Here is a 26256-nt window from a genome sequence, read left to right as displayed (position 1 = left end):
ACGAGAAATGCCAAAGAACGAATCCCTCCACAAGCACCGCTCCCGCGCCGTCACCGACGGGCCGAGCCGCGCCGCACACCGCGCCTTCCTGCGCGCCACGGGCCTGGACGACGAGGACATGGACAAGTCGCTCGTCGGCATCGTCAGCACGGCCGGCGACAACACGCCCTGCTCCAAGTCGCTGGCCCCGCAGGCCGACAGCGCACGCCTGGGCGTGGCCGAAGGCGGCGGCGTGCCGGTGAGCTTCACCACCATCTCGGTATCCGACGGAACCTCCATGGGGCACGACGGCATGCGCATGAGCCTGCTGTCGCGCGAACTCATCGCCGACAGCGTGGAACTGGCGGTGCGCGGCCATGCCTACGACGGCCTGGTCACCTTCGCGGGCTGCGACAAGACCCTGCCCGGGATGATGATGGCGATGGTGCGGCTGAACGTGCCATCAGTGTTCGTCTACGGCGGATCGATGCTGCCGGGCCACTCCCCGGAGGGCGAGGAACGCACCGTGCTCACCGCCATCGAGGGCACCGGCCGCTACCAGTCCGGCGCCATCACTCTCCAGCAGCTGGACCAGATCGAGCGCACCTGCGCCATGACGGTCGGCGCCTGTCCCGGCCAGTTCACGGCCAACACCATGGCCATGGTGGGCGAGGCGCTGGGCCTGTCGCTGCTGGGCACGGCGACGCTGCCGGCCGTCTACAGCGAGCGCCTGGCGCTGGCGCGCCGCGCCGGCCGCCGGGTGATGCAGATCATCGAAGCCGGCGGCCCGCTGCCGCGTGAACTGGTCACCCGCCGGAGCCTGGAGAACGCCTGCGCCGCCGTGGCCGCCACCGGCGGCTCGACCAACGCCGCGCTGCACATCCCGGCCATCGCGCACGAGGCCGGCATCGCGTTCACCTTCGACGACGTGGCCGAGGTCTTCAAGCGCACGCCGCTGATCGCCGACCTGTCGCCGGGCGGGCGCTTCCTGGCCAAGGACCTGAACCGCATCGGCGGGGTGCCGGTGGTGCTCAACGCGCTGCTGCAGGGCGGCCATCTGCACGGCGACGTCATGACCGTCACCGGCCGCACGCTGGCCGAGGAGCTGGCTGCGTTTCCGGGCGCCGACGGCCAGATCGTGCGCGAGCCGTCCAGGCCGATCCACCCGTCCGGCGGTCTGGTGGTGCTCAAGGGCAACCTGTGCCCGGACGGCGCGCTGATCAAGATCGCGGGCCTGAAGTCGCTGCAGTTCGACGGCCGTGCTCGCGTGTTCGAGAACGAGGAGGACTGCGCCCGGGTCGTCGCCGAGCAGGCCTACGCGGCCGGCGACGTCCTGGTGATCCGCAACGAAGGCCCGCGCGGCGGACCCGGCATGCGCGAGATGCTGTCCGTCACCGCCGCCATCTACGGCCAGGGGCGCGGCGAGCAGGTCGCGCTGCTGACCGATGGCCGCTTCTCCGGCGCCACGCGCGGCATGTGCATCGGCTACGCCAGCCCCGAGGCGGCCGCTGGCGGTCCCATCGCCCTGGTGCGCGACGGCGACCGCATCCGCATCGACGCCGAGGCCGGCGTCATCGAGCTGGTCGTGGGCGAAGCCGAACTGGCGGCGCGCGCCGCGGCCTGGGCGCCGCACCGGCGCGAGCGGCTCGCCGGCGCGCTCGAGAAGTTCGCCAGGCTGGTCGGACCGACGCACCTGGGCGCGGTGACCCACTCCGGCTCGGCCGACTGGCCCTACCCGGAACACGAGGACGCAGGCCGATGAGCGCGACGCCGACACCGCCCATGACCCTCGCGTTCTGCGGCCTCGGCCTGATGGGCGCGCCGATGGTGCGCCGCCTGCTGGCCGCCGGGCACGCCGTGCGCGTGTGGAACCGATCGCCGGCCAAGGTCGAGCCCCTGCGCGCAGCGGGCGCCATCGCCGCCGCCACGCCCGCCGAGGCGGCGCAGGGCGCCGACGGCGTGCTGATGTGCCTGTTCGACGCCGACGCGGCCGAGGCCGTGGTCTTCGGGCCGGACGGCGTCGCCCAGGCCGGAGGCCTGCGGTGGATCGCGGACCATTCGAGCATCCATCCGCAGCGCACCCGCGAGTTTGCCCAGCGACTGCTCGCCGCGTGCGACGCCGACTGGCTCGACGCCCCGGTGTCGGGCGGCGTCGGCGGCGTGGAGGCCGGCACGCTCGCGATCATGGTGGGCGGCGCCGAGCGTCACCTGGCGCCGGCCTTCGCCGCCATGCGCGCCTATGGCGCCAACATCACCCACATGGGCACCAGCGGCGCCGGCCAGGCCACCAAGCTGTGCAACCAGACGCTGGTGGCCACCGCCGTGGTGGCGCTGGCCGAGGCCATCGGCTTCGCCGAACGCAACGGCATCGCCATCGACCGGCTGGCGCCCGCGCTGGCCGGCGGCTGGGCCGACTCCAAGCCGCTGCAGGTGTTTGCCCCGCGCATGGCCCAGGCGCAGCCGCAGATCATCGGCGCGCTGTCGACCATGCTCAAGGACATCGACACCGTGGCCGCCGTCGCCAAGGACAGCGGCGCGCCCATGCCGCTGACCGGCACGGTGCAGCAGATCCTGCGCATGGCCGAGGCGATGGGGCTGGGTGCGGCGGAGCTGTCGGCGGTGGTCAGCCTGGTGACGCCCCAGCGCCTCGAGGCCTTTCGCGCGCAGGCCCGCGGATGAACGCGACACCTGCGGCGGCGCCACTGAAGCTGGCAGCCAACCTCGACTGGCTCTACGGCCACCTGCCGCTGCAGGCGCGCTTCGGCGCCGCCGCGGCCGACGGCTTCGACGCCGTGGAGATCCTGCTGCCCTACGAGCAAGCGCCGCAGTGGTACGCCGCGGCCCTGCGCGAGCATGGCCTGCAACTGGTCCTGCACAACACGCCGATCCGCGCGTCGAGCCCTGGCCGGCTGGGCTGGGCGGCCATCCCCGGCGCGCGGCGCGAGTTCGCCGAGGCCTTCGCGCAGGCGCGTGCCGTGGCGCAAGCCACGGGCAGCCGCCGCATCCACGTGATGGCCGGCTACTGCGAGGACCACGACCCCGGCGCCTGCCAGGACGCGCTGCGGCACAGCCTGCAGCATGCCCTGGCCGCCGCCGAGGCGGACGACCTCACGCTGACGCTGGAGCCGCTCAACCGCACCGATATGCCCGGCTACCTCTACCACTTGCCCGCGCAGGTGATCGACGTGCTGCGCGAATTCGATTCGCCCCGGCTGCGCCTCCAGTTCGACTACTACCACTGCGCCAAGGAAGGGCTCGACCTCGGCGCCGAGCTGGCGCAGGCGGCCGACTGGATCGGCCACGTGCAGATCGCCGGCGCGCCGGACCGCCACGAGCCCGACCTGGACCGCGACCGCCTGCTGGAGGCCGTGCGCGCCCTGCCCGCCACTGGCTACCGCAGTTGGCTGGGCTGCGAATACCGCGCGCGCGGCACGCCGGCCGAAGGCCTGCGCTGGTGCGCACCGCTGCGTGCCGAGGGGCTGCTCGCATGAAGCGCGTGCTCGTCACCGGCGCCAACGGCTTCGTCGGGCGCGCGCTGGTGCGCCGGCTCTGCGCCGAGGAAGGCAGCGCAGCCCTGGAGCGGCTCACGCTGCTGGACACCGCCTTCGACACGGCAACGCTGCCGCGCCATCCGGCCCTTCGCATGGTGCAGGGCTCCATCACGCAGCCGCAGGTGCTGGCACCGGCGATGGAAGACGCGCCGCAGGTCGTATTCCACCTGGCGGCCATTACCAGCGGGCAGGCCGAACGCGAGTTCGCGCTTGGCCTGCAGGTCAACCTGCAGGCGACGGTCGCGCTGTTCGAAGCCCTGCGCATGCAGGCTGCGGCCTCGGGCAGCGCGCCACGGCTTGTGCAGGCCAGTTCGATCGGTGTCTATGGCCTGCCGCTGCCCGCGCGCATCGACGACGCCACGCCCATCGCGCCGACCTTGAGCTACGGCGCGCAAAAGCGTGCGATGGAGATCCTGCTGGCCGACTACAGCCGGCGCGGCTGGATCGACGGCCGCTCGCCACGCCTGCCGAGCATCGTCGCCCGTCCGGCATTGCCCAACGGCGCGCTGTCCTCATTTGCCAGCGACCTCATCCGCGAACTCGCCCAGGGCCGCCGCTACGACTGCCCGGTCGACGCCCAAGGCACGCTCTGGCTGCTGTCGCTGCCCGCGTGCGTGCAGTCCCTGCTGCATGCCGCGCGCATCGACGCGGCTGCGCTGCCGGCCTCGCGCGCGTGGCCCCTGCCTGCGCTGCGCGCATCGGTGGCCGAGATCGTCGCGGCCCTGATGCGCCGCCATGGCGTGGAGGTCGCGCAGCGCATCCGCTACGCCCCGCAGCCGGAGCTGCTCGAACAGTTCGCGCGCTGGCCGGCGCTTGACGCGGCCACCGCGCGCGCGCTCGGGTTCCGGGCCGACGCATCGATCGACGAACTGCTCGAACGCGCGCTCGCCGCCGACTGACCACCGCCTTTCCCTTCCCTCCCCCGAACCATCTCAAGAAAAGGATCCCAGCATGCACAAGCGCAGGACTGCACTCCTCGCCGGACTGGCCACGGCCGCCGGCATGATTCTGCCGACCCAGGCGTCGGCCCAGAAGACCGTGGACCTGGCCTTCTCGAGCTGGATCCCGCCCACCCACGTGCTCATGAAGAACTTCATGATCCCCTGGGCCAAGGAAGTGGAGGCGGCCACCGAAGGGCGCGTGAAGATCACCTTCCTGCCCAAGGCCGTCACCAACCCCGTCGGCCACCTGGACGCGGTGCGCCGCGGCGCGGTGGACCTGGCGTTCATCTCGCATTCGTACTACCCGGGCCGCTTCGACCTGATGAAGCTGTCGACCCTGCCGTTCTCGGGCAATTCGGCCGAGGCCAATTCGCTGGCCGCATGGCGCATCTACGACAAGTACTTCCGCCCGGTCAACGAGCACCGCGGCGTGAAGCTGCTGGGCGTCTACGGCCACGGCCCCGGGGGCGTCTACACGACCAAGGTCAAGGTCGAGAAGATCGAGGACTTCAAGGGTCTGAAGGTGCGCATCGGCGGCGGCATGGCCGCCGACGTGGCGACCGCGCTGGAAGCCAACGCCATCGTCAAGCCCGCGCCGGAGTCGTACGAACTGCTGAGCACCGGCGTGGTCGACGGCGTGTTCTTCCCGCCGGAGTCGATCACGTCCTTCCGGCTCGACGAGGTGGTGAAGTTCGCCACCGTGTTCCCCGGCGGCCTGTACTCCGACTCGCACGGAATCATCATGAACGAGAAGGCATTCGAGCAACTCGAGCCGCGCGACCGCGAGGCGCTGCTCAAGCTCTCGGGCGAGCACATCGCGCGCATGGGCGGCAAGGCCTGGGGCGACGAGGACAAGGTCGCGCTGGCGAAGCTCAAGGCGTCCAGCGTCACCTTCACCGAGGCCAGCCCGAAGCTCGTCGCCGACGTGAAGGCGCGCACCGGCAAGTTCGAGCAGGAGTGGCTGGAGACGGCGAAGAAGGCCGGCCTCGACGGCCCGAAGGTGCTCGCCGATTTCCGCGCCGAGTTCGCCAAGGACGAACCGGCACGCTGACGCCCGGCCCCTGACAACCCCATGTCCGGCGGCAGCGGCCGCCGGGCCGGACCCCAATCCATGCAAAAGCTCCTCGCATTCCTCGAGGCCGCGCTGCGGCGCCTGGCCGAGCTGGCCATCGTCGCGCTGGCGCTGCTCACGCTGACCGACGTGCTCGGCCGCTACATCTTCAAGTTCCCGGTGCACGGCTCGGTGGAGCTGACCGAGCTGCTGATGGTCGTCGTGATCTTCACCGGCATCCTGCTGGCCACGCGGACGCGCGCGCACGTGGCGGTCGACCTGCTGGCCATGCACCTGCCGCCGCGCCTGCTGTGGCTGCAGCAGTTGTTCAGCGACGCGGCCGCCACCGGCATCAGCCTGCTGCTGGGCCTGGTTTCGTGGGAGCAGGCGCGATCGGCGGCCGAGTTCCACGACCAGACCACCATCCTGGGCATTCCGCTGGCGCCCATGGTCTTCTTCATGAGCATCCTGCTGTTCGCCAATTCGCTGCTGCACCTGGGCCAGTTCGTGACCACGCTCGGCAAGGGGCGCGGTCATGCTTGAGGCATCCATCGGCTTCGCGGTGCTGCTGGCGCTGATCATGCTGCAGGTGCCAGTCGCGTTCGCCATGACGCTCGTGGGCCTGGCCGGCACCGCCTTCCTGCGCAGCTGGCCTTCGGCCTACTCGATGGCCGGTTCGGTCGTCTACGAGAGCGGCTTCCAGTACATGCTCTCGGTGGTTCCCCTGTTTGTGCTGATGGGCAACTTCATCACCCAGGCCGGGCTGTCCAGGGAGCTCTACGGCACCGCCTACGCCTTCCTCGGCCACCGCCGCGGCGGGCTGGCGATGTCGACCGTGGTGGCATGCGGCGGCTTCGGTGCGGTGTGCGGCTCCAGCCTGGCCACGGCGGCCACGATGTCGAAGGTCGCGTATCCGGAGATGCGCAACCTGGGCTACAGCCCGTCGCTGGCGTCCGCGTCGATCGCCGCCGGCGGCACGCTGGGCATCCTGATTCCGCCGTCGGTCGTGATGGTGGTGTATTGCATCCTGACCGAGCAGAGCATCGGCAAGATGTTCGCCGCCGGCGTGCTGCCCGGACTGCTGGGCATCCTGTTCTACATGGGCGCCGTGCGCTGGACCACCTGGCGCGACCCCGCGGCCGGACCGCCCGGCCAGCGCATGGGCTGGCCCGCCCGGTTGCGGGCACTCAAGGACGTGTGGGGCGTGCTGGTGCTGTTCGCCATCGTCATGGGCGGCATCTACGGCGGTGTTTTCACCTCGACCGAGGCGGCAGGCATCGGTGCCTGCGGCGCGTTCGTCTTCGCGCTCGCGCGCCGGCGGCTGACGCTGCGCGTGCTCGGGGACGTGCTGGTCGAGTCGGTGCGCACCACCGGCTCGCTGTTCATGGTGCTGATCGGCGCGCTGATCTTCGCCAACTTCATCAACTTCACCACCCTGCCCGCCGACATGAAGGAGTGGGTCGCGCAGGCCAGCATCCCGCCGCTGATGGTGATCGCGGTGATCTGCCTGATCTACGTCGTCCTCGGCTGCCTGCTCGAGAGCATGTCGATGGTGCTGCTCACGGTGCCGATCTTCTACCCGCTGGTGCAGCACCTGGGCTTCGACCTGATCTGGTTCGGCATCATCGTCGTGGTGGTCACCGAGATCAGCTTCATCACCCCGCCCGTGGGCATGAACATCATCGTGCTCAAGCAACTGCTGCCGGACGTCCCGCTGCGCACCATGTTTGCGGGCGTCGCTCCGTTCGTGATGGCCGACGTGCTGCGTCTGGCCATCCTCATCCTCTTTCCCGCCATCTCGCTGCTGCTGCCGCGCTACATCGGATAGAAAGCCACCCGACCATGATCATCGACCTGAGAACCTACACCCTGCGCCTGGGCGCCATGCGCGACTTCCTGGCCATGTACGCGGCCGAGGGCCGGGCCGTGCAGGTCAGCCACCTGGGCGAGCCAGTGCTCTACGCGAGCAGCGAGATCGGCGAACTCAACCAGGTGGTGCACGCCTGGCGCTACCGCGACCTGGCCGACCGCGACGCGCGCCGCGCCGCGCTCGAGGCGGACCCGCGCTGGCTGGCCTACCGCACGCATAGCGCGCAGGCCGGCCACGTCGAGCACCAGCGCAACGCCATCCTGCGCGAAGCCGACTTCGCCGCGCTGGCCGCCGCTCCCGGCCGATGACCGCGCCGACCGCCACCGCGCCGCGCCTGCTGCTGGCCGCCGGCGTGCCGGCGCCGATACAGGCCGCACTGCGCGAGCGCTACGACTGCGTGGCGCCGGATGCCGCCACCGGCTTTGCCGCCCTGACCGGGCAACATGGTGACGGCATCGACCTTTTCGTCACCACCGCCACCGACGGCGTGACCGACGACCTGATGGCCCGGCTGCCCGGCCTGCGCGCCGTGTGCAGCCTTGGCGTGGGCGTCGATGCGCTCGACCTCGCGGCGGCACGCCGCCGCGGCGTCGTGGTGAGCAACACGCCGGACGTGCTCAACGACTGCGTGGCCGACCTGGCCGTGGGCCTGCTGATCGACGTGGCGCGCGGCATGAGCCGGGCCGATCGCCTGGTCCGCCGCGGCGACTGGCCGCGCACCGGCCCCGGGCCGCTGGGCACGCGCGTGAGCGGGCGCCGCCTGGGGCTGCTGGGCATGGGCCGCATCGGGCAGACCATCGCCCGCCGGCTGGCCGGTTTCGACATGGAGATCCGCTACCACACGCGCACGCCGGTGGCGCAGGTGCCCCACGCCCACGAGGCATCGCTCGAGGCCCTGGCCGGCTGGTGCGACTTCCTGGTCGTCGCCTGCGCCGGAGGCGAGGCCACGCGGCACCTGGTGAACGCCCCGGTCCTCGCCGCGCTCGGCCCCGCCGGCTTCCTGGTCAACATCGCCCGGGGCTCGGTGGTGGACGAGGCCGCGCTGGTCGATGCGTTTCGGGCCGGCGCGCTCGCGGGCGCGGCGCTGGACGTGTTCGCCAGCGAGCCGCAGGTGCCGCCCGAGTTGCTGGCCATGGACAACGTGGTCCTGCTGCCGCACATCGCCAGCGCCACGGCCCAGACCCGGCGCGCCATGGGCGACCTGTTGCTGGCCAACGTCGCCTCCTTCGTCGACAGCGGCAGCCTGCGGACCCCGGTCGCCTGACCCGCCGCGCCGGCGGCGTTCAGGGCCGCGGCAGCGACGCGATCGCGCGGCCGTCGAAGGCCGCGAGCAGCACGGCGGTCAGGCTATCCATGGGCAGCGTGTCGGCGGGTGCCGCAGGCGGCGGTGGCGCCAGGCCCGGCACGAAGCCCAGCGCCTCGAAGCGCGCCAGCAATGCGGCGTCGGTGCTGATGACGTGCACCGGAACATCCCACGACGCGCCCTCGCCGCTGACGGCCGCCCATGGCTGGTGGTCGCCGACGATCACCGTCAGCAGGGCGCGCGGCGCCGGGCCGGCGAGATAGCTGCCGAGCCACTGCAGCGTTGCGTCGATGGCCTCGAGATACGCCGGCCGCGCCTGCGACCAGTCGGCCGGTTGCGCCAGCGCCTGTGCGATCTGCGCCGGCGTGTAGGCCTCGGGCGTGGCCAGCCGCGCCCACGCCCCGTCGAAAGGCGGCAGCGGGCGAAACGGCGCATGGCTGCCCAGCGTCGGGAAGACGACGAAGCGCGGCGCGCGGCCTGCGGCCGGCGCGGCCAGTTCCTGCTGGTGCAGCAGCGCCATCGCGGCCGGATCGGGAATGCGCCAGTACCCGAGCGGCAGGCCGCGGTAGCCCATGCCCTGCGCGTCGGCCAGCCGGTCGAAGCCGTAGAAGCCGCCCTCCGGCCAGGGCCGCTGCAGGCCGGGCATCCAGGCCACCGTGCGCCAGCCCTGCTGGCGAAACAGCGACACCAGCGACGGCCTGTCGCTGGCCAGCAGGCGCTCGTAGTCGCCGGGATCGTGCGTGTCGACGCCGGCCATCAATGCCGCATGCGCCAGCCAGGACGAGCCGCCGAAGGTGGGCGAGCGCACGCGCATCGAGACCGCCTGGCGGCCGCTCGCCTGCAGCGCGCGCTGCAGCCGTTCACGCGCCGGCGCCAGCGCCTCGCGCTGCTGCGCGTCGTCGACGGTGCAGGCGCCGTACGACTCTAGGAACACGACCAGAACGTCGGCGCCATGCAGCCCGGCCAGCGACTGGCCGGCGAACACGGGGCTCGGCGGCAGCGGCCGCGCGCCCGGCCCTGGCCACATCTGCAGCGCCAACAAGCCGGCCTGCCGGGCGATGGCCGGCGCCACGGGCTTGGCGAAGATCGCGTCGCGCAACTGCGGCGCCACCCGGCCGGCGGCCAGGCACGCCAGCAGCAGCACCAGCGACACCCCTGCCACGGCACGGCGCCAGGACGCGAACGACGCCACATCTGCCACGGCGCGCCAGCAGCGCGACAGCAGCACGAACAGCAGCGCCGCGGCCAGCAGCAGCGCCAGCGCCGCCGCTGCCGTCGCACCGGTCGACCAGCCGCCCAGGCGCAGCACCGACATCAGGTGGCGGCCGTCCCAGTACGGATTGAGGGGCCGGCCGAACACCGCCTCGACCGTCACGTCGAGATAGCGCGCCAGCACCCATGCCAGCGTCACGCCGGCGAGGACCCGCACCGTCCAGGCGCCGGCCGCGCCGCGCCACGCCGTCCAGCCGCAAAGGACAAGGCAGGCGGCGAGCAGTTCGGCGGACACCTGGCCGGTCGGGCGCGGCCACGGCGTGGGCCACAGGTTGCCCAGCGTCACCAGCACGTCGAGCAGCACCAGCGCCAGCAGGGCGCGGCCGGCCCGCGGCACCGGGCGTGCGCCGCCCGCGCCGGGCGTCATCGGCGCTTGGCCTCGAACTCGATGATCAGCGGCACCTCGTCGCCCACCCAGCCGTTGGCGACGCCGTAGTTCATGCCGTGGCTGCTGCGCTTGAAGCTGCCACGCGCCGACACGCCCATCACGTAGGTCTTGTCGATCGGCGACTCCGCGCTCTTGTTCCAGGTCGCCTGCAGGGTCAGCGGTTGCTTGCGGCCGAGCAGTTCCAGCTCGCCGTCGATGCTGAAGGTGCGCTCGCCGGTGCGCCTGGCCGTCGGCGCGGTGAAGACCATGCGCGGAAATTCGGACGCGTTGAGAAAGTCAGCGCTCTTGAGGTGCTGGTCGCGCTTGGCATGGTTGCTGAACACGCTCTGCGTGTCGACCTCGATGCGCACGTCGGACAGTTCGCCGCTGCCGTCGTCGAAGCGGTAGCTGCCGCGCACCGCGCGGAACATGCCCAGCACCTTCGCGTAGCCAAGGTGCTCTACCAGGAAGGCCATGGTGATGTGCTCCGGATCGAGCTCGTAGCGCGCCGCCTCGGCGACCGCCGGCGCCGGCGCGAGCAGCAGCGGCAGGGCACCGAGCAAGGCGGCGAGCAGTGCGCGCCGGGCCGGCATGCGCGGGATGGAAGTGGTCGGCATCAGGCAGGGTCCCCCAACAGTGATGGTCGTTGGCGCTGGCGCGAGAGCCAGCGCACGTCGGCGGCAAAGGACAGCAGCAGCAGCCCGAGGCTAGCCGCCGCGACGGCCTGGCTCCAGGGCCGCGTGATGATCGGCCCGAGGCAGACGATCAGGCAGGTGATCTGCACCACGCACACCGTCTTGCGCCGCAGGCTGGGCGGCAGCGGCCGTGCCATCCAGGGCCACGCCCAGGCGGCGGCGACGAACAGGTAGCGCGCCAGCCCGGCCAGCAGCACCCACGCGCCGGCCTTGCCGAAATGCCAGGCCAGCAGGCTCAGCACCATGACCAGCAGCGCGTCGCTTTCCATGTCGAACCGCGCGCCGAAGTCGCTGGCGAGCTTCTGTGCCCGCGCCAGCGGCCCGTCGACCGCGTCGAGCACGGCCGCCGTGGTCGCGAACACCACCACCGCCCAGGCCAGCGGTTCCAGGTCCGACGGCAGGGGGCGTCCCACCAGCCCGGCCAGCAGCGCGATCATGGCCAGCCGCCCCAGCGTCAGGCCGTTGGCGGCGCCGAAGCGTCCGTGCGGCAGGTGCCGCGCCAGTGCCTTGAACATGCAGCCCACACCCAGCGCGAACACCGCGAGCGCCTGGAGGGCCAGCGCAGCGCCTGCGTCCAGCCACGCCACCAGCGCGGCCGCTGCCAGGCCCAGCACCAACGCCGCGGCGACACTCGCCCGCGCGGCGGACCGGCGCAGCAAGGCGGCGGCGGACTTGGAATCGACAACAGGCGGCGGGCTCGACGGCATCGGACTGGCTCCTCGTGGCTCGGCCGGCAAACGCTCGGTGTGCGCGGCGCCGCCAGTGTGCCCCGAATGCCACGCGCATGCAGGCAAATGGCCGGGCGAAGGGGACCGCGCCGGTATCGCCTTGCAACGAATCGCATGCAAACCCTGCTTGCGGCAATCAAGAATTGGGATAAATTTCCCATTTATGGATGCCCGCATCGAGCTTCACCATGCACTGGAAGGCGCTGTCAGGAAGGTCCTGCGCGCCCTCTTCCGGGTGCTGCTGCGGCATGACATGTCGTTCACCGCCTTCGAGGAAATGGCCAAGCGCGTCTACGTCGAGGTGGCCATGCAGGACTTCGCCATCGAAGGCAAGAAGCCCTCGATCTCGCGCGCCTCCATCCTGTCGGGGCTCACCCGCAAGGAGGTGCGCCGCCTGCTGTCGCTGCCGCAGGAGGCGCCGCCCGACGGCGGCGGCCGCTACAACCGCGCCGCGCGGGTGCTCACGGCGTGGCTGCGCGACCCCGACTTCCTGGACCAGCGCGGCAAGCCGCTCGCGCTGCCGATGGAGGGCGACGACGGGTTTGCCGGGCTCGTGCGGCGCCACAGCGGCGACATGCCCACGCGCGCCGTGCTCGACGAGCTGCTGCGCGTGGGCGCCGTGCGGCAACTGGACGACGCGCGCGTCGCGCTCGTCACGCGCGCCTACGTGCCGGCCAGCAGCGCACCCGCCAAGCTGGACATCCTCGGCCAGGACGTGGCCGACCTCGTGGCCACCATCGATCACAACATCCAGCACGGCGGCCAGGCACCCCGCTTCCAGCGCAAGGTCATGTACCACCAGGTGCCGGCGCGCGCCTTGCCGGCGCTGCGCAAGCTCAGCGCGACCCATGGGCAGCGCCTGCTCGAACGGCTCGATCGCTGGCTGCAGGCGCATGGGCGCAGCCCGCGCGGGCCGGATGCCGGCGCGGCGGAGGGCGTGCGTGTGGGCGTCGGCGTCTATTTTTTCGAGGAGCGCGAAGCACCCGCGACGCGTCCTCCCACAGGAGAACCACGATGAAGACTCCAAGATGGCTGGGCGCCTGCGCCCTGGTGGCGATGCTCGCCGCTTGCGGCGGTGGCGGTGGAGGTGGCGCGGGCGGTGGAAGTGGCGGCGATGGCGGCATCGGCGGCACCGGCGCCACCAGCGGCAAGATGCGCGTCTCGCTGACGGACGCGCCGGCCTGCGGCTATGACGCGGTCAACGTCACCATCGAGAAGATCCGCGTGCACGCCAGCAGCGGTGCGGAGCCGGACGCGAGCGGCTGGTTCGACCTGCCGCTTGCCCAGCCTCAGCGGGTCGACCTGCTCAAGCTCACCAACGGCGTGCTGTTCCCGCTTGCCGAGACCCAGCTCCCGGCCGGCCACTACCAGCAGATGCGGCTGGTGCTGGCGGCCAACAATGCGACGTCCCCGCTGGCCAACTCCGTGGTGCCGAGCGGCAGCACCGAGGTCCCGCTGGACACGCCCAGCGCGCAGCAAAGCGGCCTCAAGCTCAACATGGACGTCGACGTGCCGGCCGACAAGGTGGTCGACGTGGTGATCGACTTCGACGCCTGCAAGTCGGTGGTCAAGCGAGGCAACAGCGGCCGCTACAACCTCAAGCCGGTGATCAGCGTCATCCCGGTGATCAACGACGGCGGCATGCGTGTCGAGGGCTGGCTCGATCCGGCCCTGGCCGGTCCCGCGACGCTGGTCGCCCTGCAGCAGCAGGGTGTCACGGTCAAGGCGACCTATCCGACCGCGGACGGACGCTTCGCGCTGTTCCCCGTGCCGGCCGGCACCTACGACCTGGTCGTGACCGCGCCCGGCCGTGCCACCACCGTGGTCACCGGCGTGCCCGTGACCGACGCCACCGTCACCGCCCTGGGCAGCAGCACGCTGCCGCTGGTTTCGCCGGTGTCCACCATGCGCGAGGTCGAAGGCACGGTGGTGCCGGACACCGCCACCGTGCGCGCGCTGCAGACGCTGGGCGGCGGACCGGTCATCGAGGTGGCGGCACCGCCGGTGGCGGCCGATACCGGCGATTTCCTGATGGCGCTGCCGATCGCCGCGCCGCTGCGGGCGCCTTACCTGGCCGGCGCGACGTCCTATGCCTTCGCGCCCGATGCCGGCGCTGCCGGCCGCTATACGGTGACGGCCAGCGGCAACGGCACCAGCGCCAGTACCGTCATCGACGTCACGGCCCCGGTGGCACCGCTGGCCTTCGACTTGCGCTGAGCCGCTCGATCGAGTGGGGTTGCGCGCCAGGGCGCAACCTTTGGCGTGGTGGCCGCCTGCAGCGGCCGCCACGCCATTTTTTTGGCCCGGCCGCTTGCAGGCGAAGGCCCATCGGGGACACTCGGGCCATGACCGCGCCACACCACGGCACCACCGGGACGCCACCCATCGCCCGCGCCTGCTGGATCGAATCGCCCGGCCGGGCCGCCTTGCGCGATGCCGCGCTCGCACCGGTCGCCGACGGCCAGGTGCAGGTACGCGCGCTGCACAGCGCGGTCAGTCGCGGCACCGAGATGCTGGTCTTCGCCGGCTGCGTGCCGCCGAGTGAACACGAGCGCATGCGCGCGCCGTTCCAGGAGGGGATGTTTCCGGCACCGGTCAAGTACGGCTACGCCAGCGTCGGGCTCGTCGAGCAGGGGCCGCCGGCCTTGTGCGGGCGCAGCGTGTTCTGCCTGTATCCGCACCAGACCCGCTACGTGGTTCCGGCCGGCGCGGTGCACCTTCTGCCCGACGGCCTGCCGCCAGCGCGGGCGGTGCTCGCCGCCAACATGGAAACCGCGGTCAACGCCCTGTGGGACGCCAGTCCGCGCGTGGGCGACCGCATCGCCGTCGTCGGCGGGGGCGTGCTCGGCCTGCTGGCCGGCTGGCTGGCCGCGCGCATCGCCGGCTGCACGGTGCAGCTGGTCGACACGCAGGCCGGGCGCGCGGACATCGCGCACCGGCTCGGGCTGGACTTCGCCCTGCCGGATGCGGCCCACCCCGACGCCGACCTCGTCATCCATGCCAGCGGCCGGCCCGAAGGACTGGCCACCGGGCTGGGCCTGGCCGGGTTCGAAGCCACCGTCCTCGATCTGAGCTGGTACGGCGACCGCCCGGTCAACCTGCCCCTGGGCGAGGCGTTTCACGCCCGGAGGCTGCGCATCCAGAGCTCGCAGGTGGGCCACCTGGCGCCGGCCCAGCGCGCCCGCTGGACGCACGCGCGCCGCATGGCGCTGGCGTTGCGCCTGCTCGCCGGCGCACCGGAACTCGACGCCCTGGTCACCGACCACGCGCCCTTCGAGCAACTGCCCGAGGTGCTGCAGCGCCTGGCACGCGGCGCGCCAGGCACGCTGTGCCAGCGCATCGACTACTCCTGACCCTGCCCCGAACCTCACACAAAGGAACCCGTCCGCATGTACAGCGTCAACGTCCGCGACCATTTCATGATTGCCCACAGCTTCCGCGGCGAGGCCTTCGGCCCGGCCCAGCGCGTGCACGGGGCAACCTACGTGGTCGACCTGGAACTTCGCCGGCCCGAGCTCGATGCCGACGGCGTGGTGGTGGACATCGCCCGCGCCGCCGATCTCCTGCGCGAGGTACTCAGCCCGCTGAACCTGCGCAACCTCGACGACGACCCGGCCTTCGCCGGCCGCAACACCACGACCGAGTTCATGGCCCGCGTGGTGTTCGACCGCGTCACCGCCCGCATCGCGGCCGGCGCGCTGGGCCCGCACGCGCACGGGCTGGCGTCGATGCGCGTGTGCCTGCACGAATCCCACGTGGCCTGGGCGGCCTACGAAGCGGCGTTGTGAGCCGGCCGCACTGCCACTTCCTGTTTCCCGGCGCGCTGGACACCCGCACCGGCGGCTTCATCTACGACCGGCGCGTCATCGAGGGTCTGCGCGCGCTGGGCTGGACGGTGCAGGACGCGTCGCTGGGCGAGGGCTATCCATTTCCCGCGGACGCGGCCCGGCGGCAGGCGCAGGCCGTGATCGAGGCCCTGCCCGACGACAGCCTCGCGGTGGCCGACGGGCTGGCCTTCGGCGCGCTCGGCGCGCTGGCGCAGGCCCACGCCGGCCGCTTGCGCTGGGTGGCCCTGGTGCACCACCCGCTGGCGCTGGAGACCGGGCTGGACGAGGCCGGCAGGCAGACGCTGCATGCCGGCGAGACGCTGGCACTGGCCGCGGCACGCGGCGTGATCGTCACCAGCCCCGGCACGGTGCAGGACCTGGCCTGCCACGGCGTCGCGCCAGGAGACATCCAGGTGGTGCTGCCCGGCACCGACCCCGCGCCGCCGGCCGACGGCAGCGCGGCGGGCGCGCCATTGCAGTTGCTCTGCGTGGCCAGCCTCACGCCGCGCAAAGGCCACCTGGCACTGGTGCAGGCGCTGGCCGGGTTGAAGGACCATCGATGGCAGTTGCGGTGCGCCGGCAGCGACCGGTTCGATCCGGACTGCGCCGCCCAGGTCCGCTCAGCCATCGACGCGCACGGCCTGGCCGACCGCATCCTCCTCGCCGGCGAGCAGGACGAGGCCGGGCTGGCGCGCCTGTACGGAGGCGCCGACGCGTTCGTCCTCGCCTCCTTCCACGAAGGCTACGGGATGGCGCTGGCCGAGGCGCTCGCCCGCGGCCTGCCGGTCATCAGTACGCGCGCCGGCGCGATTCCGGGCACGGTGCCGCCCGATGCCGGCGAACTGGTGCCTCCGGGCGACGTCGACGCACTGCGATCGGCGCTGCGCCGTCTCATGGAAGACGCGGCCTGGCGCACGCAACTGCGGCAAGGCGCACGCCGCGCACGCGCGCTTCTGCCCGACTGGCCGGCCAGCAGCGCCGGCTTCGCCCGGGCCCTGCAGGCCTTCGGCGCACGGCGCCAGCCGCTCGGCCAGGGGCGGGAGCTGCCATGAACCAGGGCACGCGACCGGCCGAGCCCGCCCCCTTCGCGGCCGACTGGCTGGCCCTGCGCGAGCCGTTCGACCTGGCCGCGCGCAGCGAAGGCGAATCCCGCCACGACCTGCAAGGCGCCGTCGGCGCAGCGGGTGGGCCGGTGCGCGTGCTCGACCTGGGTTGCGGCACCGGTGCCAACCTGCGTGCGCTGGCGCCGCGCCTGGCCGGCACGCAGCAATGGACGCTGGTGGACCATGATCCGCGGCTGCTCGCCAGCCTGGCGCCGGCGATGGCCCGATGGTGCGCCGCGAACGGCCTGCGCTGGCAACCCGGCGCCGGCCCGCACGCGCGCATCGCGGGGCCGCACTGGCAGCTCGAGCTGCACTGGCGCCAGGCCGACCTGGTGCAGGCACTCGACGCCCTGCCCCTGGATGGCCAGCGGCTGGTCACCGCCTCGGCACTGCTGGACCTGGTTTCCGAGGATTGGCTGCGCCGCCTGCTGGCTCGAGCCGCGTCGGCGCGCGTGGCCATGCTCTTCGCGTTGACGGTGGACGGCAGGCACGACTGGTCGCCTGCGCTGGCCGGCGACGCGCAGGTGCTGGCACGGTTCGCGGCGCACCAGTTGCGCGACAAGGGCTTCGGCGGCGCCGCGCTGGGCCCTGGCGCGGTGGCGTGCGCCTGCCGCCACCTGTCCGCGCTCGGCTATTCGACGACGCAGGCGGTGTGCGACTGGCGCATCGGCCCGCAGGACCAACCCATGCTCGAAGCCATGGTCGACGGGCTGGCCGAAGCGGCGATGGCGCAGGCACCGCAGGACCGCGGCGACGTGCAGGCCTGGCGCGGCCGGCGGCTGGCGCACCTGCGCGAGACGCACCTGCGGGTCGGCCACGTCGACCTGCTGGCCCGACCCACCTGAAAGCCCCTCGCCTGCTTCTCAGCAGGCCCTCAGGTCGAGGTCCCACAACACGTCCTGCCCCAGGCTGAACACGCGGGCCGCGGGCCGCGGGCAGTCACGCATGCGCGACTGTGCCGGCAGTTGCAGCCCGGGCCGGCCGCCGCCGATCACGACCGGCGCCACGCTCAGGTGCAGCCGGTCCATGCAGGACTGGGCAATGAAGCGCGACACCGTGACGCCGCCGCCCTCGACGAACACCACCGGCAGCCCGCGCGCATGCAGCGCATCGAGCAGAGGCGTCATGCGCATGGCACCGTCCGCGTCCAGCAGGCCGGGCACGCCCAGCACCTGGTCGGCACCGACGCGGCCGGCGGCCTCGGCGGCGCGCGTGGCATCGCACACCAGCAACGTGGGCGCCTCCCGGTCGGCCAGCGCCTTGAGCGTCGGCACCAGCCCCAGGCCCGGGTCCAGCAGCACGCGCACCGGGTTCGGCCCGGGCACGCGGCGGGTGGTCAGGCGGGGGTCGTCCAGCGCGGCGGTGGCGGCACCGACGATGACCGCGTCGCACAAGGCGCGCAGGCGGTGCAGGTGCGTCAGCACCTCGGGGCCGTTGACGAAGTTGGCGTCGCCGCTGCCGGTGGCGATGCAGCCGTTGAGGCTCTGGCCGAGCTGTCCCAGCACCCACGAAGGGCCTCCGGCCGGCCGATCGAGCAGGGGCTTGAGCAGCGCGAACAGTTCGCTTGCCGCGTCGTCCCACAGCGGCTCGCCGTGCGGCCCCAGCTGCCAGCCCTCGTCCGCGCTGTGGCGCAGCGGGGCTTCGCCGCGCGCGGCGAATGCGGCGGGCAGCGGCTCGCCGCTGCGGCGCGCCTGCGCCAGCGCAAGGCACCAGGGCCACAGCGCCTCGACGCCGTGCAGCGGCAGGTGGCGCGTGCCCGTCATCTGCGCTTTCCTTCGCGCAGCGGGCGATGGGCGCCCGGAGCGGGGCGGGCGTGTCGTGGGAAGAGGTTCACCGTGTGCAGCCTTTGCGTCGTTCGTTCACCACTTCGGGGTGTAGTAGCCATCCGCGGGATCGGCACCGAAGGCGGTGCCGCCCCAATGCCCCAATGCGAGCGCCGCCGCCACCCACAGGGCCGCGACACCGGCGACCAGCAATGCCTCGACCCAGACGCGGGCCTCGCCGCGGTGGAGCCGGCGGCGCACCGCCCGCACCACGATGCCGGATGAAAAGGCCGCGGCCAGCAGAAGGAATGCTCCGGGCGGGGCGCCTGTCAGCAAGGCGGTGGACTGCGCCAGCGACAGCCAGGCCAGCAGTGCCGCCACCAGGACGCAGGCGCCGAAGCGGATGCGCGAGACCGGCCACAGCCACAGCGCCGCGCCGGCCACGGCCGCGGCCAGCGCCAGCGAAAGCTCGAACAGCAGCGACGAGCCCGCCCGCATGGCCAGCGCGGCCAGGCCGAGCGAGGCCACCGCCAGCATGGCGGCGGCATCGGCGCGGGCCTGCGGCTCGGCCAGCACTGCGCCGATGACCGCCACGCCGACCACCCAGCTGCCGATGCGCGGCAGCATCGGCTGGTTGCCGAGCACGGCGATGACGACCACCGCCCACAACAGGCCGGCGCCCAGCCACACCAGGCGCCGGTCGGCGCGCAGGTATTCCAGCGCCATGCCGGCCAGGGCGGCCGCGCCATAGATCCAGGGGAGCTTCTCGGGCATGGACAAGGGCAGCGCCGACCAGCCGAGAGTGAAGACCGACGAGACCATCAGTGCCAGCGGCACCCCGGTGGCGGCCCAGCGCGCGCCCACGCCGGGCCCTCCCGCGAATCGCACCAGCGCGGCCCCGAAGAAGGCCAGGAGCAATGGCAGCGCCAGGCTCTGGAACAACGGGTGATGAAAATACATCGCCCCCTTATGCCGGCGCCGGCGGACCGCGTCAATCGGGCGAGGCCGACACCCGGTCGCGGTACAGCTCGCGCAGGCGCGTCTTGAGGAACTTTCCGGTGGAGGTGCGCGGAATCGCGTCCACCCATTCGAAGTCGTCGGGCAGCGCGAACCGGGCCAGCTTCGGGCGCAGGAACTCGCGCAGGCCGGCGCTGTCCACCTCTGCGCCGGCACGCCGCACCGCGACCACCAGCGGCCGCTCGCCCCACTTGGGATGGGCGATGGCGATCACCGCCGCCTCGGCGACGTCGGGGTGGTTCATCACCAGGTTTTCCAGGTCGACCGAGCTGATCCACTCGCCGCCGGACTTGATCAGGTCCTTGCTGCGGTCGACGATGCGCATGTAGCCGTCGGCGTCGATGGTGCCGACGTCGCCGGTGCGCAGCCAGCCGTCGGCCGTGAACTTGGCCGGATCGCGCGGCACGCCGTGATAGTCGCCGGTGACCCAGGGCCCGCGCACCTGCACCTCGCCGGAAGACTGGCCGTCCCACGGCTGCGGCGCCCCGGTCTCGTCGGCAATGCGCATCTCGACCAGGGGCGTGGCGATGCCCTGCATGGCGCGCCGCTCGTGCTGCTGCGACAGCGGCAGCTCCAGCGTCTCCGGCTTGACCACCGGCACGCTGCCCAGCGGCGAAGTCTCGGTCATGCCCCAGCCCTGCACGATGTGCATGTCGTGGCGGGCGAAGTTGGCGATCATGCTGGTCGGCACCGCCGCGCCGCCGACCAGCATGCGCATGCCCTTGGGCAGGCGCCGCTCGCGCGTCGGCGCCTCGAGCGCCTGGTGAATCATCATCCAGATGGTCGGCACGCCCAGCGCCAGGGTGGGCTGGGCATGCTCCATCAGGTCGAGCAGGTCTTCTCCGCCCAGGTGCGGCCCGGGCATGATCTGGTCGGCGCCGGCCATCAGCGCGGAAAAGGGCACCGCCCAGGCATTGGCGTGGAACATCGGCGTGACCAGCAGCACCCGATCGCGCGCCGACAGATCGAACAGATCGGGCACGCAGCCGACCGCCGCATGCAGCACCATCGAGCGGTGCGAATACACCACGCCCTTGGGCTGCCCCGTGGTGCCGGAGGTGTAGCACATGCCCACCGGCTCGTTCTCGTCCTGCACGGGGTAGGCATAGGCACTGGCGTCGCGGTCGATCAGCGACTCGTAGCCCAGCGCTCCGTCGGGCAGCGCCATGCCGCCGGCGTAGGGCACCACGACCAGCCGCGGGTTGCTGGCGCGCAGCAGCGGTCGCACCTTTTCCCACAGCGGCAGCAGCACGTCGTCGACGATCACCACGCGGTCGCCGGCGTCGTCGACGATGTAGGCGATCTCGGCGGGCGACAGGCGCAGGTTGAGGGTGTGCAGCACGGCGCCGGCGGCCGGAATGCCGAAATAGCACTCGAGGTGCCAGGCGTGGTTCCAGCACAGGGTGGCCACGGCCTCGTTGCGCGGCACCGCCAGCTCCTCGCGCAGGGCCTGCGCCAGCTGGCGCGCGCGCCGGTAGACCTCGGCATAGGACCGGCTCGCGTAGCGCTTGTCGGGCAGGCGGCCGAGCACCTGCCGCTCGCCGAAGTAGGTGCCGGCACGCTCGAGGATCATGTTGGTGCTCAGCGGCACCTGCATCATGGTGGACTTCATGCTCCGTGGCCTCCGCGCGCAGTCAGCCTGCGGCCCGCAGGGTGTACTACGCGGCAGGCGCGCACGGCGATGGGGAAAGCCCTGCCCGCCGGCGCGCATTCGGCCGTCCGACAGGCACTGCCGGCCGCGGACGACAGGTGCCGGCGCCATGCGGTCGCCCAATGGCAGGCAGTGTCCGCGAATGCCCCGCCGGCCGGTGCCGGCGGCGGTGCGGCAGCGAGAGGGCCACATGAACGTCAGCGAATTTGTATGGAAGCGGCTCCGCGAATGGGGCCTGCACCGGGTCTATGGCTACCCCGGCGACGGCGTCGCGGGTCTGGACGTGGCGCTGGACCGGGACGAGGACATGGCGTTCGTCCAGGTCCGGCACGAGGAAATGGCCGCCTTCATGGCGTCGGCCCATGCCAAGTTCACCGGCGAGGTGGGCTTGTGCTATGCGACATCCGGCCCCGGCGCCATCCATCTGCTGACGGGCCTGTACGACGCGAAGATGGACCACGTTCCGGTGGTCGCCCTGGTCGGCCAGCAGGCGCGCAGCGCCATCGGCACGCACTACCAGCAGGAGGTGGACCTGCAGTCGCTCTTCAAGGACGTGGCGAGCGACTTCGTCGCCACCGCGCTGGTGCCCGCGCAGGTGCGGCACCTGATCGACCGCGCGGTGCGCATCGCCGCCGAGCGCCGCACCGTGACCTGCGTGATCCTGCCCAACGACGTGCAGGAACTCGACTACGAGGAACCGCCGGTCGCCCATGCCTACACGCACACCGGCGTGGGCCATGCGCTGCGCCCGGGCACGCCGGATGCCGCCGCGCTGATGGCGGCCGCCGACGTGCTCAACCAGGGCAAGCGCGTCGCCATGCTGGTGGGGGCCGGCGCGCTGCACGCCACCGACGAGGTGATCGCCGTGGCGGACCGGTTGCAGGCCGGATGCGCCAAGGCCCTGCTGGGCAAGGCGGCACTGCCGGACGACCTGCCGTGGGTGACCGGCTGCATCGGCCTGCTCGGCACCGAGCCGAGCTGGAAGCTGATGCAGGAGTGCGACACCCTGCTGATGGTGGGAAGCTCGTTCCCCTACAGTGAATTCCTACCGAAGCCCGGCAAGGCACGCGGCGTGCAGATCGATCGCGACGGCAACCTTCTGAGCCTGCGCTACCCGATGGAAGTCAGCCTGGTCGGCGATTCGGCCGCGACGCTGCGCGCGCTGCTGGAATACCTGGCGCCGCGCGAGCGCAGCGACTGGCGCGCGTCGATCGAGGCCGACGTCGCGCAATGGTGGGACAAGCTCAAGGCGCGCGCCATGCAGCCGGCCGAGCCGATCAACCCGCAGCGCGTGTTCTGGGAGCTTTCGGCGCAACTGCCCGAGCACGCCATCCTCACCGGCGACGCGGGCACCGCGGCCAACTGGTACGCCCGCGACGTGCGCATGCGGCGCGGCATGATGGGTTCGCTGTCGGGCACGCTGGCGTCCATGGGCTCGGCCACGCCCTATGCCATCGCGGCGAAGATGGCCTTCCCCTACCGGCCGGTGATTGCGATGATCGGCGACGGCGCAATGCAGATGAACGGCATCAACGCGCTCATCACGATCTCCAAGTATTGGCGCCAGTGGCGGAACCCGTGCCTGGTGGTGATGGTGCTGGACAACGGCGACCTGTCCCAGGTCACCTGGGAGGAGCGCATCAAGGCGGGTGCGGGCAAGACCGAGTCGACGCAGGAAGTGCCGCAGTTCAGCTACCACCGGTACGCCGAGATGATCGGCCTGCGCGGCATCTACGTGGACGACCCCGAGCGCCTGGCAGATGCCTGGCGCGAGGCCCTGGCGAGCGAGCGGCCCGTGGTGCTCCAATGCCGCACCGATCCGAACGTGCCGCCGCTGCCGCCCCACGTGACCCCGGAAGAGGCACGCAAATTCATGGGCATGACCACAAGCGAGCCCGAGCTGGGCAGCGTGCTGAAGAACACGGCGCGCCAGCTGTTCGCCGGCCTGATCCCGCGCCGCAGGCGCTGAGCGTCAGGCCGCGGGGCCGCCTGGCCCGGGCGGATGCGCGGCGCGCGACAGGTCTTCCATCCACGACGCGAAGGCCGCCTCCCGCTCGGCGGCGTCGCCACGCAGCAGCGCCGAAGGATGAAGCGTCACCAGCACCGGCAGGCCGTCGTCGCGCCACTGCCATTGCCCGCGGGTGCGCATGACGGAGACCTCCCGTCCCATGACCGAACGGGCCGCCACCCGGCCCAGGGCCAGGATCGCATCGGGCCGGACCGCCGCGATCTCGCTGTCCAGCCAATGAAGGCAGGCCGCCGCCTCGCGTTGACCCGGGGTCTTGTGGATGCGCCGCTTGCCGCGCAACTCGAACTTGAAGTGCTTGACGGCATTGGTCACGTAGAGCATCTCGCGGTCCCAGCCCAACTGCGCCAGCGCCTGGCCCAGCAGGCGCCCGGACGGGCCGACGAAGGGCCGGCCCTGAAGGTCTTCCTGGTCGCCAGGCTGTTCGCCGACCAGCATCAGGGACGCCGAAGGCGCGCCCTCGCCCCAGACAGTCTGCGTCGCACGAGCACCCAGAGGGCACTCGCGGCAGTGTGCCGCCTCGGCATGCAGCCGGGTCAGGGCGGCTTGGCCGCGCTCGGTGGATGCCATGGCCGTGCCTGCGTCGACCGCGCCCGACCCTCCGGATGCGCTCAGATCCTCGGCGGATCGCTGTCGCGCTCGAAGTGCCGGTGCCTGGCGATGGCGGCGATGAACGCATCGGCCGCAGCCGCGGCCTGCGCGGCGTCGGCCAGCAGCAGGCCGGGGTCTGCCCCTCCGTCGGGCAGCGTCATCGGCACCTCCGCCTGCGCCAGCAGCGCCTGTCCGGCGCCGATGGCCAGGATGGTCTTGCAGTGCCGGTACTGGTCCTTGATGAATTCCATGGTGTTGCCGACGCCGGCCAACGCCTGGACAGCGGCTTCACCGTCGGGCAGCACCAGCGCATCGAACAGGAAGCCCGGGTTGTTCTCCATGCTCGCATCGGCCTCGATGGGCGCGCCGTCGCTTCCCTTGAACGTGCCCAGGCGCGGGCCCACGAGGCGCGGCACCGCGCCCTGCGCAACCAGCGCCGACACGAGCGTCCTCAAGGACGACCCTTCGACGCCGTCGGCCACCAGCACCGCCACCTTGCGCGTGCGGATGCCGCCGTCGCCGGGCCGCGCCATCAGCGACAGTGCGGGTGAGTTCTTCACCTCCGGCTTGGCCGGCGACGCCATGGCCCGGGGCAGCGCGGCGGGCAGTTCCATGCCGAGGCCGTCGGCGACCTTGCGCGCAAGTTCCTCGGAGACGTTGCGCAGGCCCGCCACCATGCGCGCACGCACGGCAGGAACCGTTACCTTCGACAGCTCGAACCTGAAGGCGGCGGCGATGTGGGCCTGCTCCACCGGTGTCTGGCTCTCGTAGAACAGCGTGGCCTGCGTGTAGTGGTCGGCGAATTTCTCGGGCTTGATGCGTACCTTGTCGCTCGACTCCTGTGCATCCATTCGCGCCTGCACACTCATGAACCCCTGTGCCGCGCCCGCCTGGAACGGGCAGCCGCCGGCCAGCGAGTTGGGCTCGTAGGCCACGCGCCCGCGGTGCACCGCCTGGCGATGCATGCCATCGCGCTGGTTGTTGTGCACCGGCGCCAGCGGCGCGTTGATCGGCAGCTCGTGGAAGTTGGGACCGCCCAGGCGCGAGATCTGCGTGTCGACGTAGGAATGAATGCGCCCGGCCAGCAGCGGGTCGTTGGTGAAGTCGATGCCCGGCACCACGTGCGCGGCGCAGAAGGCGACCTGCTCGGTCTCTGCGAAGAAATTGTCGGGGTTGCGGTCGAGCACCATGCGGCCGACGATGCGGATGGGCACCAGCTCCTCCGGCACGATCTTGCTCGCGTCCAGGATGTCGAAGCTGAACTGGTCGGCCTGTTCCTGCGTGAAGACCTGAAGGCCGAGCTCCCATTCCGGGTATTCGCCGGCGTCGATGGCTTCCCACAGGTCGCGCCGGTGGAAGTCCGGGTCGGCGCCGGAAATCTTGACTGCCTCGTCCCATACCAGGGAATGCGTGCCCAGCTTGGGCTGCCAGTGGAACTTGACGAAGCAGGCTTCGCCCTGCGCGTTGACCAGCCGGAAGGTGTGCACGCCGAAGCCCTGCATCGTCCGCAAGCTGCGCGGGATGGCGCGGTCGCTCATCGCCCACATCATCATGTGGGTGGATTCGGGCATCAGGCTGATGAAGTCCCAGAACGTGTCATGCGCCGATGCGGCCTGCGGCATGCCGTGGTGCGGCTCGGGCTTGACCGCATGGATCAGGTCCGGGAACTTCATCGCGTCCTGGATGAAGAACACGGGCATGTTGTTGCCGACCAGGTCCCAGTTGCCTTCGTCGGTGTAGAACTTCACCGCGAAGCCGCGCACGTCGCGCGCCGTGTCCTTGGAGCCGCGTTCGCCGGCAACGGTGGAGAAGCGCACGAACACCGGGGTGCGCTTGCCCACCTCGGCGAACGGCGCCGCGCGCGTGAGGTCGGTCGCCGCATCCGTGCACTCGAAATACCCGTGCGCGCCGGAGCCGCGCGCGTGCACGATGCGCTCGGGAATGCGCTCGTGGTCGAAGTGCGTGATCTTCTCGCGCAGGACGAAGTCTTCCAGCAGCACCGGCCCGCGTGCGCCGGCCTTGAGCGAGTTCTGGTTGTCGGCGACCGGCACGCCCTGGTTGGTGGTCAGGCGCTGGCCGGTGGAATCGGCGCGCACCCGGTCCAGGTTGCCGCCGGCGGCGTTCACGCCTTCGCGGGCCGGCTTGCCGGTCTTGGCGGACGCCTGCGATTCGGACAGGCTGCTGGCGCCGGCCAGGCCGGGCGCCACGCCAGCCGTCTGGCCGACCGGGGTGGCGGAGGCGTTGGCCTCGCCATGTTCCAGCGCCTTGTTGGCGTTCTCCGGCAATGCGGCCGCCATCGCCTGGACTTGCGCGGCGCGGGTGGCAGGTGCGTCGCCCTTGGCGGCGGCCGGCGGCGCGGGATGGGCGGGCGCGCTATCGGTGTTGCGTGCGGCGGCGCGGGCTGCGGCCAGATCGTCCTGGGCTGGTGTCTTCTTGGGCATGCGTGGGCTCCGGCTTGAATGAGTGGGATGGGTGGGCAATCCTGTTCAGCCTAGTGAACCGGGTGCGCCGCGGCGGTAGG

24 protein-coding genes are annotated in these 26256 nt (G+C 71.9%); 16 read left to right on the top strand and 8 right to left on the bottom strand.

Translation table 11 applies throughout. From position 1 onward, the window contains the following. Positions 1-7: 7 nt before the first annotated feature. The 9 genes from ilvD to VES41_RS19285 are packed head-to-tail and all read left to right on the top strand — an operon-like array spanning position 8 to position 8656. Entirely contained in the window at positions 8-1741 is a 1734-nt protein-coding gene (gene ilvD, locus VES41_RS19325; protein WP_324820374.1) for a dihydroxy-acid dehydratase, read from the top strand. 20 nt (positions 1742-1761) lie between these two features. Next, positions 1762-2658 (top strand): NAD(P)-dependent oxidoreductase, encoded by an 897-nt coding sequence (locus VES41_RS19320; RefSeq protein WP_324820372.1) that lies wholly within the window; start codon positions 1762-1764, stop codon positions 2656-2658. Further along, positions 2655-3470 (top strand): hydroxypyruvate isomerase family protein, encoded by an 816-nt coding sequence (locus tag VES41_RS19315; protein ID WP_324820370.1) that lies wholly within the window; start codon positions 2655-2657, stop codon positions 3468-3470. The genes VES41_RS19320 and VES41_RS19315 overlap by 4 nt, the downstream gene beginning before the upstream one ends. Then, the gene (locus tag VES41_RS19310; protein ID WP_324820368.1) at positions 3467-4429 is read left to right on the top strand and encodes an NAD-dependent epimerase/dehydratase family protein; all 963 of its coding nucleotides are present in this window, start codon (positions 3467-3469) and stop codon (positions 4427-4429) included. Before VES41_RS19315 ends, VES41_RS19310 begins: the two co-directional genes overlap by 4 nt. Before the next feature lie 52 nt (positions 4430-4481). After that, positions 4482-5522 (top strand): TRAP transporter substrate-binding protein, encoded by a 1041-nt coding sequence (locus tag VES41_RS19305; protein WP_324820366.1) that lies wholly within the window; start codon positions 4482-4484, stop codon positions 5520-5522. A gap of 60 nt (positions 5523-5582) precedes the next feature. Then, complete coding sequence (locus VES41_RS19300) at positions 5583-6065, top strand: TRAP transporter small permease (protein WP_324820363.1); 483 nt, start codon at positions 5583-5585, stop codon at positions 6063-6065. After that, complete coding sequence (locus VES41_RS19295) at positions 6058-7350, top strand: TRAP transporter large permease (RefSeq protein WP_324820361.1); 1293 nt, start codon at positions 6058-6060, stop codon at positions 7348-7350. Before VES41_RS19300 ends, VES41_RS19295 begins: the two co-directional genes overlap by 8 nt. 14 nt (positions 7351-7364) lie before the next feature. Beyond that, positions 7365-7700, top strand: coding sequence for an NIPSNAP family protein (locus tag VES41_RS19290; RefSeq protein ID WP_324820359.1), 336 nt, complete (start codon positions 7365-7367; stop codon positions 7698-7700). Further along, the gene (locus VES41_RS19285) at positions 7697-8656 is read left to right on the top strand and encodes a 2-hydroxyacid dehydrogenase (RefSeq protein ID WP_324820357.1); all 960 of its coding nucleotides are present in this window, start codon (positions 7697-7699) and stop codon (positions 8654-8656) included. Before VES41_RS19290 ends, VES41_RS19285 begins: the two co-directional genes overlap by 4 nt. 19 nt (positions 8657-8675) lie before the next feature. Here the strand turns inward: VES41_RS19285 and VES41_RS19280 are convergent, their stop codons facing one another. From VES41_RS19280 to VES41_RS19270, 3 genes are read right to left on the bottom strand one after another with little or no spacing between them, the layout of a single operon-like run. Further along, positions 8676-10334: a hypothetical protein gene (locus VES41_RS19280; protein WP_324820355.1), complete on the bottom strand. Its 1659-nt coding sequence runs from the start codon at positions 10332-10334 to the stop codon at positions 8676-8678. Further along, on the bottom strand, positions 10331-10951 hold the full coding sequence (locus VES41_RS19275) for a YceI family protein (protein ID WP_324820352.1): 621 nt from the start codon (positions 10949-10951) through the stop codon (positions 10331-10333). The genes VES41_RS19280 and VES41_RS19275 overlap by 4 nt, the downstream gene beginning before the upstream one ends. Then, the gene (locus VES41_RS19270; protein WP_324820350.1) at positions 10951-11736 is read right to left on the bottom strand and encodes a CDP-alcohol phosphatidyltransferase family protein; all 786 of its coding nucleotides are present in this window, start codon (positions 11734-11736) and stop codon (positions 10951-10953) included. Before VES41_RS19270 ends, VES41_RS19275 begins: the two co-directional genes overlap by 1 nt. Positions 11737-11920: 184 nt before the next feature. Between VES41_RS19270 and VES41_RS19265 the strand changes: the two genes are divergently transcribed. From VES41_RS19265 to VES41_RS19240, 6 genes are all read left to right on the top strand, one after another. Further along, positions 11921-12775, top strand: a complete 855-nt coding sequence (locus VES41_RS19265; RefSeq protein WP_324820348.1) for a DUF6502 family protein — start codon at positions 11921-11923, stop codon at positions 12773-12775. Continuing rightward, positions 12772-13974, top strand: a complete 1203-nt coding sequence (locus tag VES41_RS19260; RefSeq protein ID WP_324820346.1) for a DUF4382 domain-containing protein — start codon at positions 12772-12774, stop codon at positions 13972-13974. Before VES41_RS19265 ends, VES41_RS19260 begins: the two co-directional genes overlap by 4 nt. Before the next feature lie 128 nt (positions 13975-14102). After that, positions 14103-15110, top strand: coding sequence for a zinc-binding alcohol dehydrogenase (locus VES41_RS19255; RefSeq protein ID WP_324820344.1), 1008 nt, complete (start codon positions 14103-14105; stop codon positions 15108-15110). 36 nt (positions 15111-15146) lie between these two features. Further along, positions 15147-15545: a 6-carboxytetrahydropterin synthase gene (locus VES41_RS19250; RefSeq protein WP_324820342.1), complete on the top strand. Its 399-nt coding sequence runs from the start codon at positions 15147-15149 to the stop codon at positions 15543-15545. Then, positions 15542-16636: a glycosyltransferase family 4 protein gene (locus VES41_RS19245; protein WP_324820340.1), complete on the top strand. Its 1095-nt coding sequence runs from the start codon at positions 15542-15544 to the stop codon at positions 16634-16636. The genes VES41_RS19250 and VES41_RS19245 overlap by 4 nt, the downstream gene beginning before the upstream one ends. Then, on the top strand, positions 16633-17532 hold the full coding sequence (locus tag VES41_RS19240; protein ID WP_324820338.1) for a class I SAM-dependent methyltransferase: 900 nt from the start codon (positions 16633-16635) through the stop codon (positions 17530-17532). The genes VES41_RS19245 and VES41_RS19240 overlap by 4 nt, the downstream gene beginning before the upstream one ends. A gap of 18 nt (positions 17533-17550) precedes the next feature. Here VES41_RS19240 and VES41_RS19235 read toward each other — a convergent pair whose 3' ends face one another. The 3 genes from VES41_RS19235 to VES41_RS19225 form a co-directional block, all read right to left on the bottom strand. Continuing rightward, positions 17551-18450: a RibD family protein gene (locus VES41_RS19235; RefSeq protein WP_324820336.1), complete on the bottom strand. Its 900-nt coding sequence runs from the start codon at positions 18448-18450 to the stop codon at positions 17551-17553. Between the two features lie 96 nt (positions 18451-18546). Continuing rightward, positions 18547-19410 (bottom strand): hypothetical protein, encoded by an 864-nt coding sequence (locus tag VES41_RS19230; RefSeq protein ID WP_324820333.1) that lies wholly within the window; start codon positions 19408-19410, stop codon positions 18547-18549. 31 nt (positions 19411-19441) lie between these two features. Beyond that, on the bottom strand, positions 19442-21079 hold the full coding sequence (locus tag VES41_RS19225; RefSeq protein ID WP_324820331.1) for a long-chain fatty acid--CoA ligase: 1638 nt from the start codon (positions 21077-21079) through the stop codon (positions 19442-19444). A 229-nt stretch (positions 21080-21308) separates the two neighbouring features. On the opposite strand from VES41_RS19225, the gene VES41_RS19220 reads away from it, so the two are divergent. Beyond that, on the top strand, positions 21309-23087 hold the full coding sequence (locus VES41_RS19220; RefSeq protein ID WP_324820329.1) for a thiamine pyrophosphate-requiring protein: 1779 nt from the start codon (positions 21309-21311) through the stop codon (positions 23085-23087). Between the two features lie 3 nt (positions 23088-23090). Here VES41_RS19220 and VES41_RS19215 read toward each other — a convergent pair whose 3' ends face one another. Together VES41_RS19215 and VES41_RS19210 are read right to left on the bottom strand one after the other, a co-directional pair. Next, positions 23091-23714, bottom strand: coding sequence for a UdgX family uracil-DNA binding protein (locus VES41_RS19215; RefSeq protein WP_324820327.1), 624 nt, complete (start codon positions 23712-23714; stop codon positions 23091-23093). Positions 23715-23755: 41 nt separating this feature from the next. Next, positions 23756-26176 carry a catalase gene (locus VES41_RS19210; RefSeq protein WP_324820325.1) on the bottom strand — a complete coding sequence of 807 codons (2421 nt, stop codon included), beginning with the start codon at positions 26174-26176 and terminating at the stop codon, positions 23756-23758. Positions 26177-26256 lie beyond the last annotated feature (80 nt).

Source organism: Variovorax sp. (assembly GCF_035634955.1).
Taxonomy (GTDB): Bacteria; Pseudomonadota; Gammaproteobacteria; order Burkholderiales; family Burkholderiaceae_C; genus Variovorax.
Note: the sequence above shows the minus strand (reverse complement) of the source record. Positions and strands in the feature narration are given on the sequence as shown.

What these genes read in the sequence shown, in the direction of transcription:
- VES41_RS19215 (WP_324820327.1), bottom strand. Translation starts at nt 23,714, where the DNA reads ATGGCATCCACCGAGCGCGGCCAAGCCGCCCTGACCCGGCTGCATGCC.
- VES41_RS19290 (WP_324820359.1), top strand. Translation starts at nt 7,365, where the DNA reads ATGATCATCGACCTGAGAACCTACACCCTGCGCCTGGGCGCCATGCGC.
- ilvD (WP_324820374.1), top strand. Translation starts at nt 8, where the DNA reads ATGCCAAAGAACGAATCCCTCCACAAGCACCGCTCCCGCGCCGTCACC.
- VES41_RS19260 (WP_324820346.1), top strand. Translation starts at nt 12,772, where the DNA reads ATGAAGACTCCAAGATGGCTGGGCGCCTGCGCCCTGGTGGCGATGCTC.
- VES41_RS19220 (WP_324820329.1), top strand. Translation starts at nt 21,309, where the DNA reads ATGAACGTCAGCGAATTTGTATGGAAGCGGCTCCGCGAATGGGGCCTG.
- VES41_RS19315 (WP_324820370.1), top strand. Translation starts at nt 2,655, where the DNA reads ATGAACGCGACACCTGCGGCGGCGCCACTGAAGCTGGCAGCCAACCTC.
- VES41_RS19250 (WP_324820342.1), top strand. Translation starts at nt 15,147, where the DNA reads ATGTACAGCGTCAACGTCCGCGACCATTTCATGATTGCCCACAGCTTC.
- VES41_RS19300 (WP_324820363.1), top strand. Translation starts at nt 5,583, where the DNA reads ATGCAAAAGCTCCTCGCATTCCTCGAGGCCGCGCTGCGGCGCCTGGCC.
- VES41_RS19305 (WP_324820366.1), top strand. Translation starts at nt 4,482, where the DNA reads ATGCACAAGCGCAGGACTGCACTCCTCGCCGGACTGGCCACGGCCGCC.
- VES41_RS19235 (WP_324820336.1), bottom strand. Translation starts at nt 18,450, where the DNA reads ATGACGGGCACGCGCCACCTGCCGCTGCACGGCGTCGAGGCGCTGTGG.
- VES41_RS19280 (WP_324820355.1), bottom strand. Translation starts at nt 10,334, where the DNA reads ATGACGCCCGGCGCGGGCGGCGCACGCCCGGTGCCGCGGGCCGGCCGC.
- VES41_RS19255 (WP_324820344.1), top strand. Translation starts at nt 14,103, where the DNA reads ATGACCGCGCCACACCACGGCACCACCGGGACGCCACCCATCGCCCGC.
- VES41_RS19210 (WP_324820325.1), bottom strand. Translation starts at nt 26,176, where the DNA reads ATGCCCAAGAAGACACCAGCCCAGGACGATCTGGCCGCAGCCCGCGCC.
- VES41_RS19240 (WP_324820338.1), top strand. Translation starts at nt 16,633, where the DNA reads ATGAACCAGGGCACGCGACCGGCCGAGCCCGCCCCCTTCGCGGCCGAC.
- VES41_RS19225 (WP_324820331.1), bottom strand. Translation starts at nt 21,079, where the DNA reads ATGAAGTCCACCATGATGCAGGTGCCGCTGAGCACCAACATGATCCTC.
- VES41_RS19230 (WP_324820333.1), bottom strand. Translation starts at nt 19,410, where the DNA reads ATGTATTTTCATCACCCGTTGTTCCAGAGCCTGGCGCTGCCATTGCTC.
- VES41_RS19275 (WP_324820352.1), bottom strand. Translation starts at nt 10,951, where the DNA reads ATGCCGACCACTTCCATCCCGCGCATGCCGGCCCGGCGCGCACTGCTC.
- VES41_RS19270 (WP_324820350.1), bottom strand. Translation starts at nt 11,736, where the DNA reads ATGCCGTCGAGCCCGCCGCCTGTTGTCGATTCCAAGTCCGCCGCCGCC.
- VES41_RS19265 (WP_324820348.1), top strand. Translation starts at nt 11,921, where the DNA reads ATGGATGCCCGCATCGAGCTTCACCATGCACTGGAAGGCGCTGTCAGG.
- VES41_RS19295 (WP_324820361.1), top strand. Translation starts at nt 6,058, where the DNA reads ATGCTTGAGGCATCCATCGGCTTCGCGGTGCTGCTGGCGCTGATCATG.
- VES41_RS19310 (WP_324820368.1), top strand. Translation starts at nt 3,467, where the DNA reads ATGAAGCGCGTGCTCGTCACCGGCGCCAACGGCTTCGTCGGGCGCGCG.
- VES41_RS19285 (WP_324820357.1), top strand. Translation starts at nt 7,697, where the DNA reads ATGACCGCGCCGACCGCCACCGCGCCGCGCCTGCTGCTGGCCGCCGGC.
- VES41_RS19320 (WP_324820372.1), top strand. Translation starts at nt 1,762, where the DNA reads ATGACCCTCGCGTTCTGCGGCCTCGGCCTGATGGGCGCGCCGATGGTG.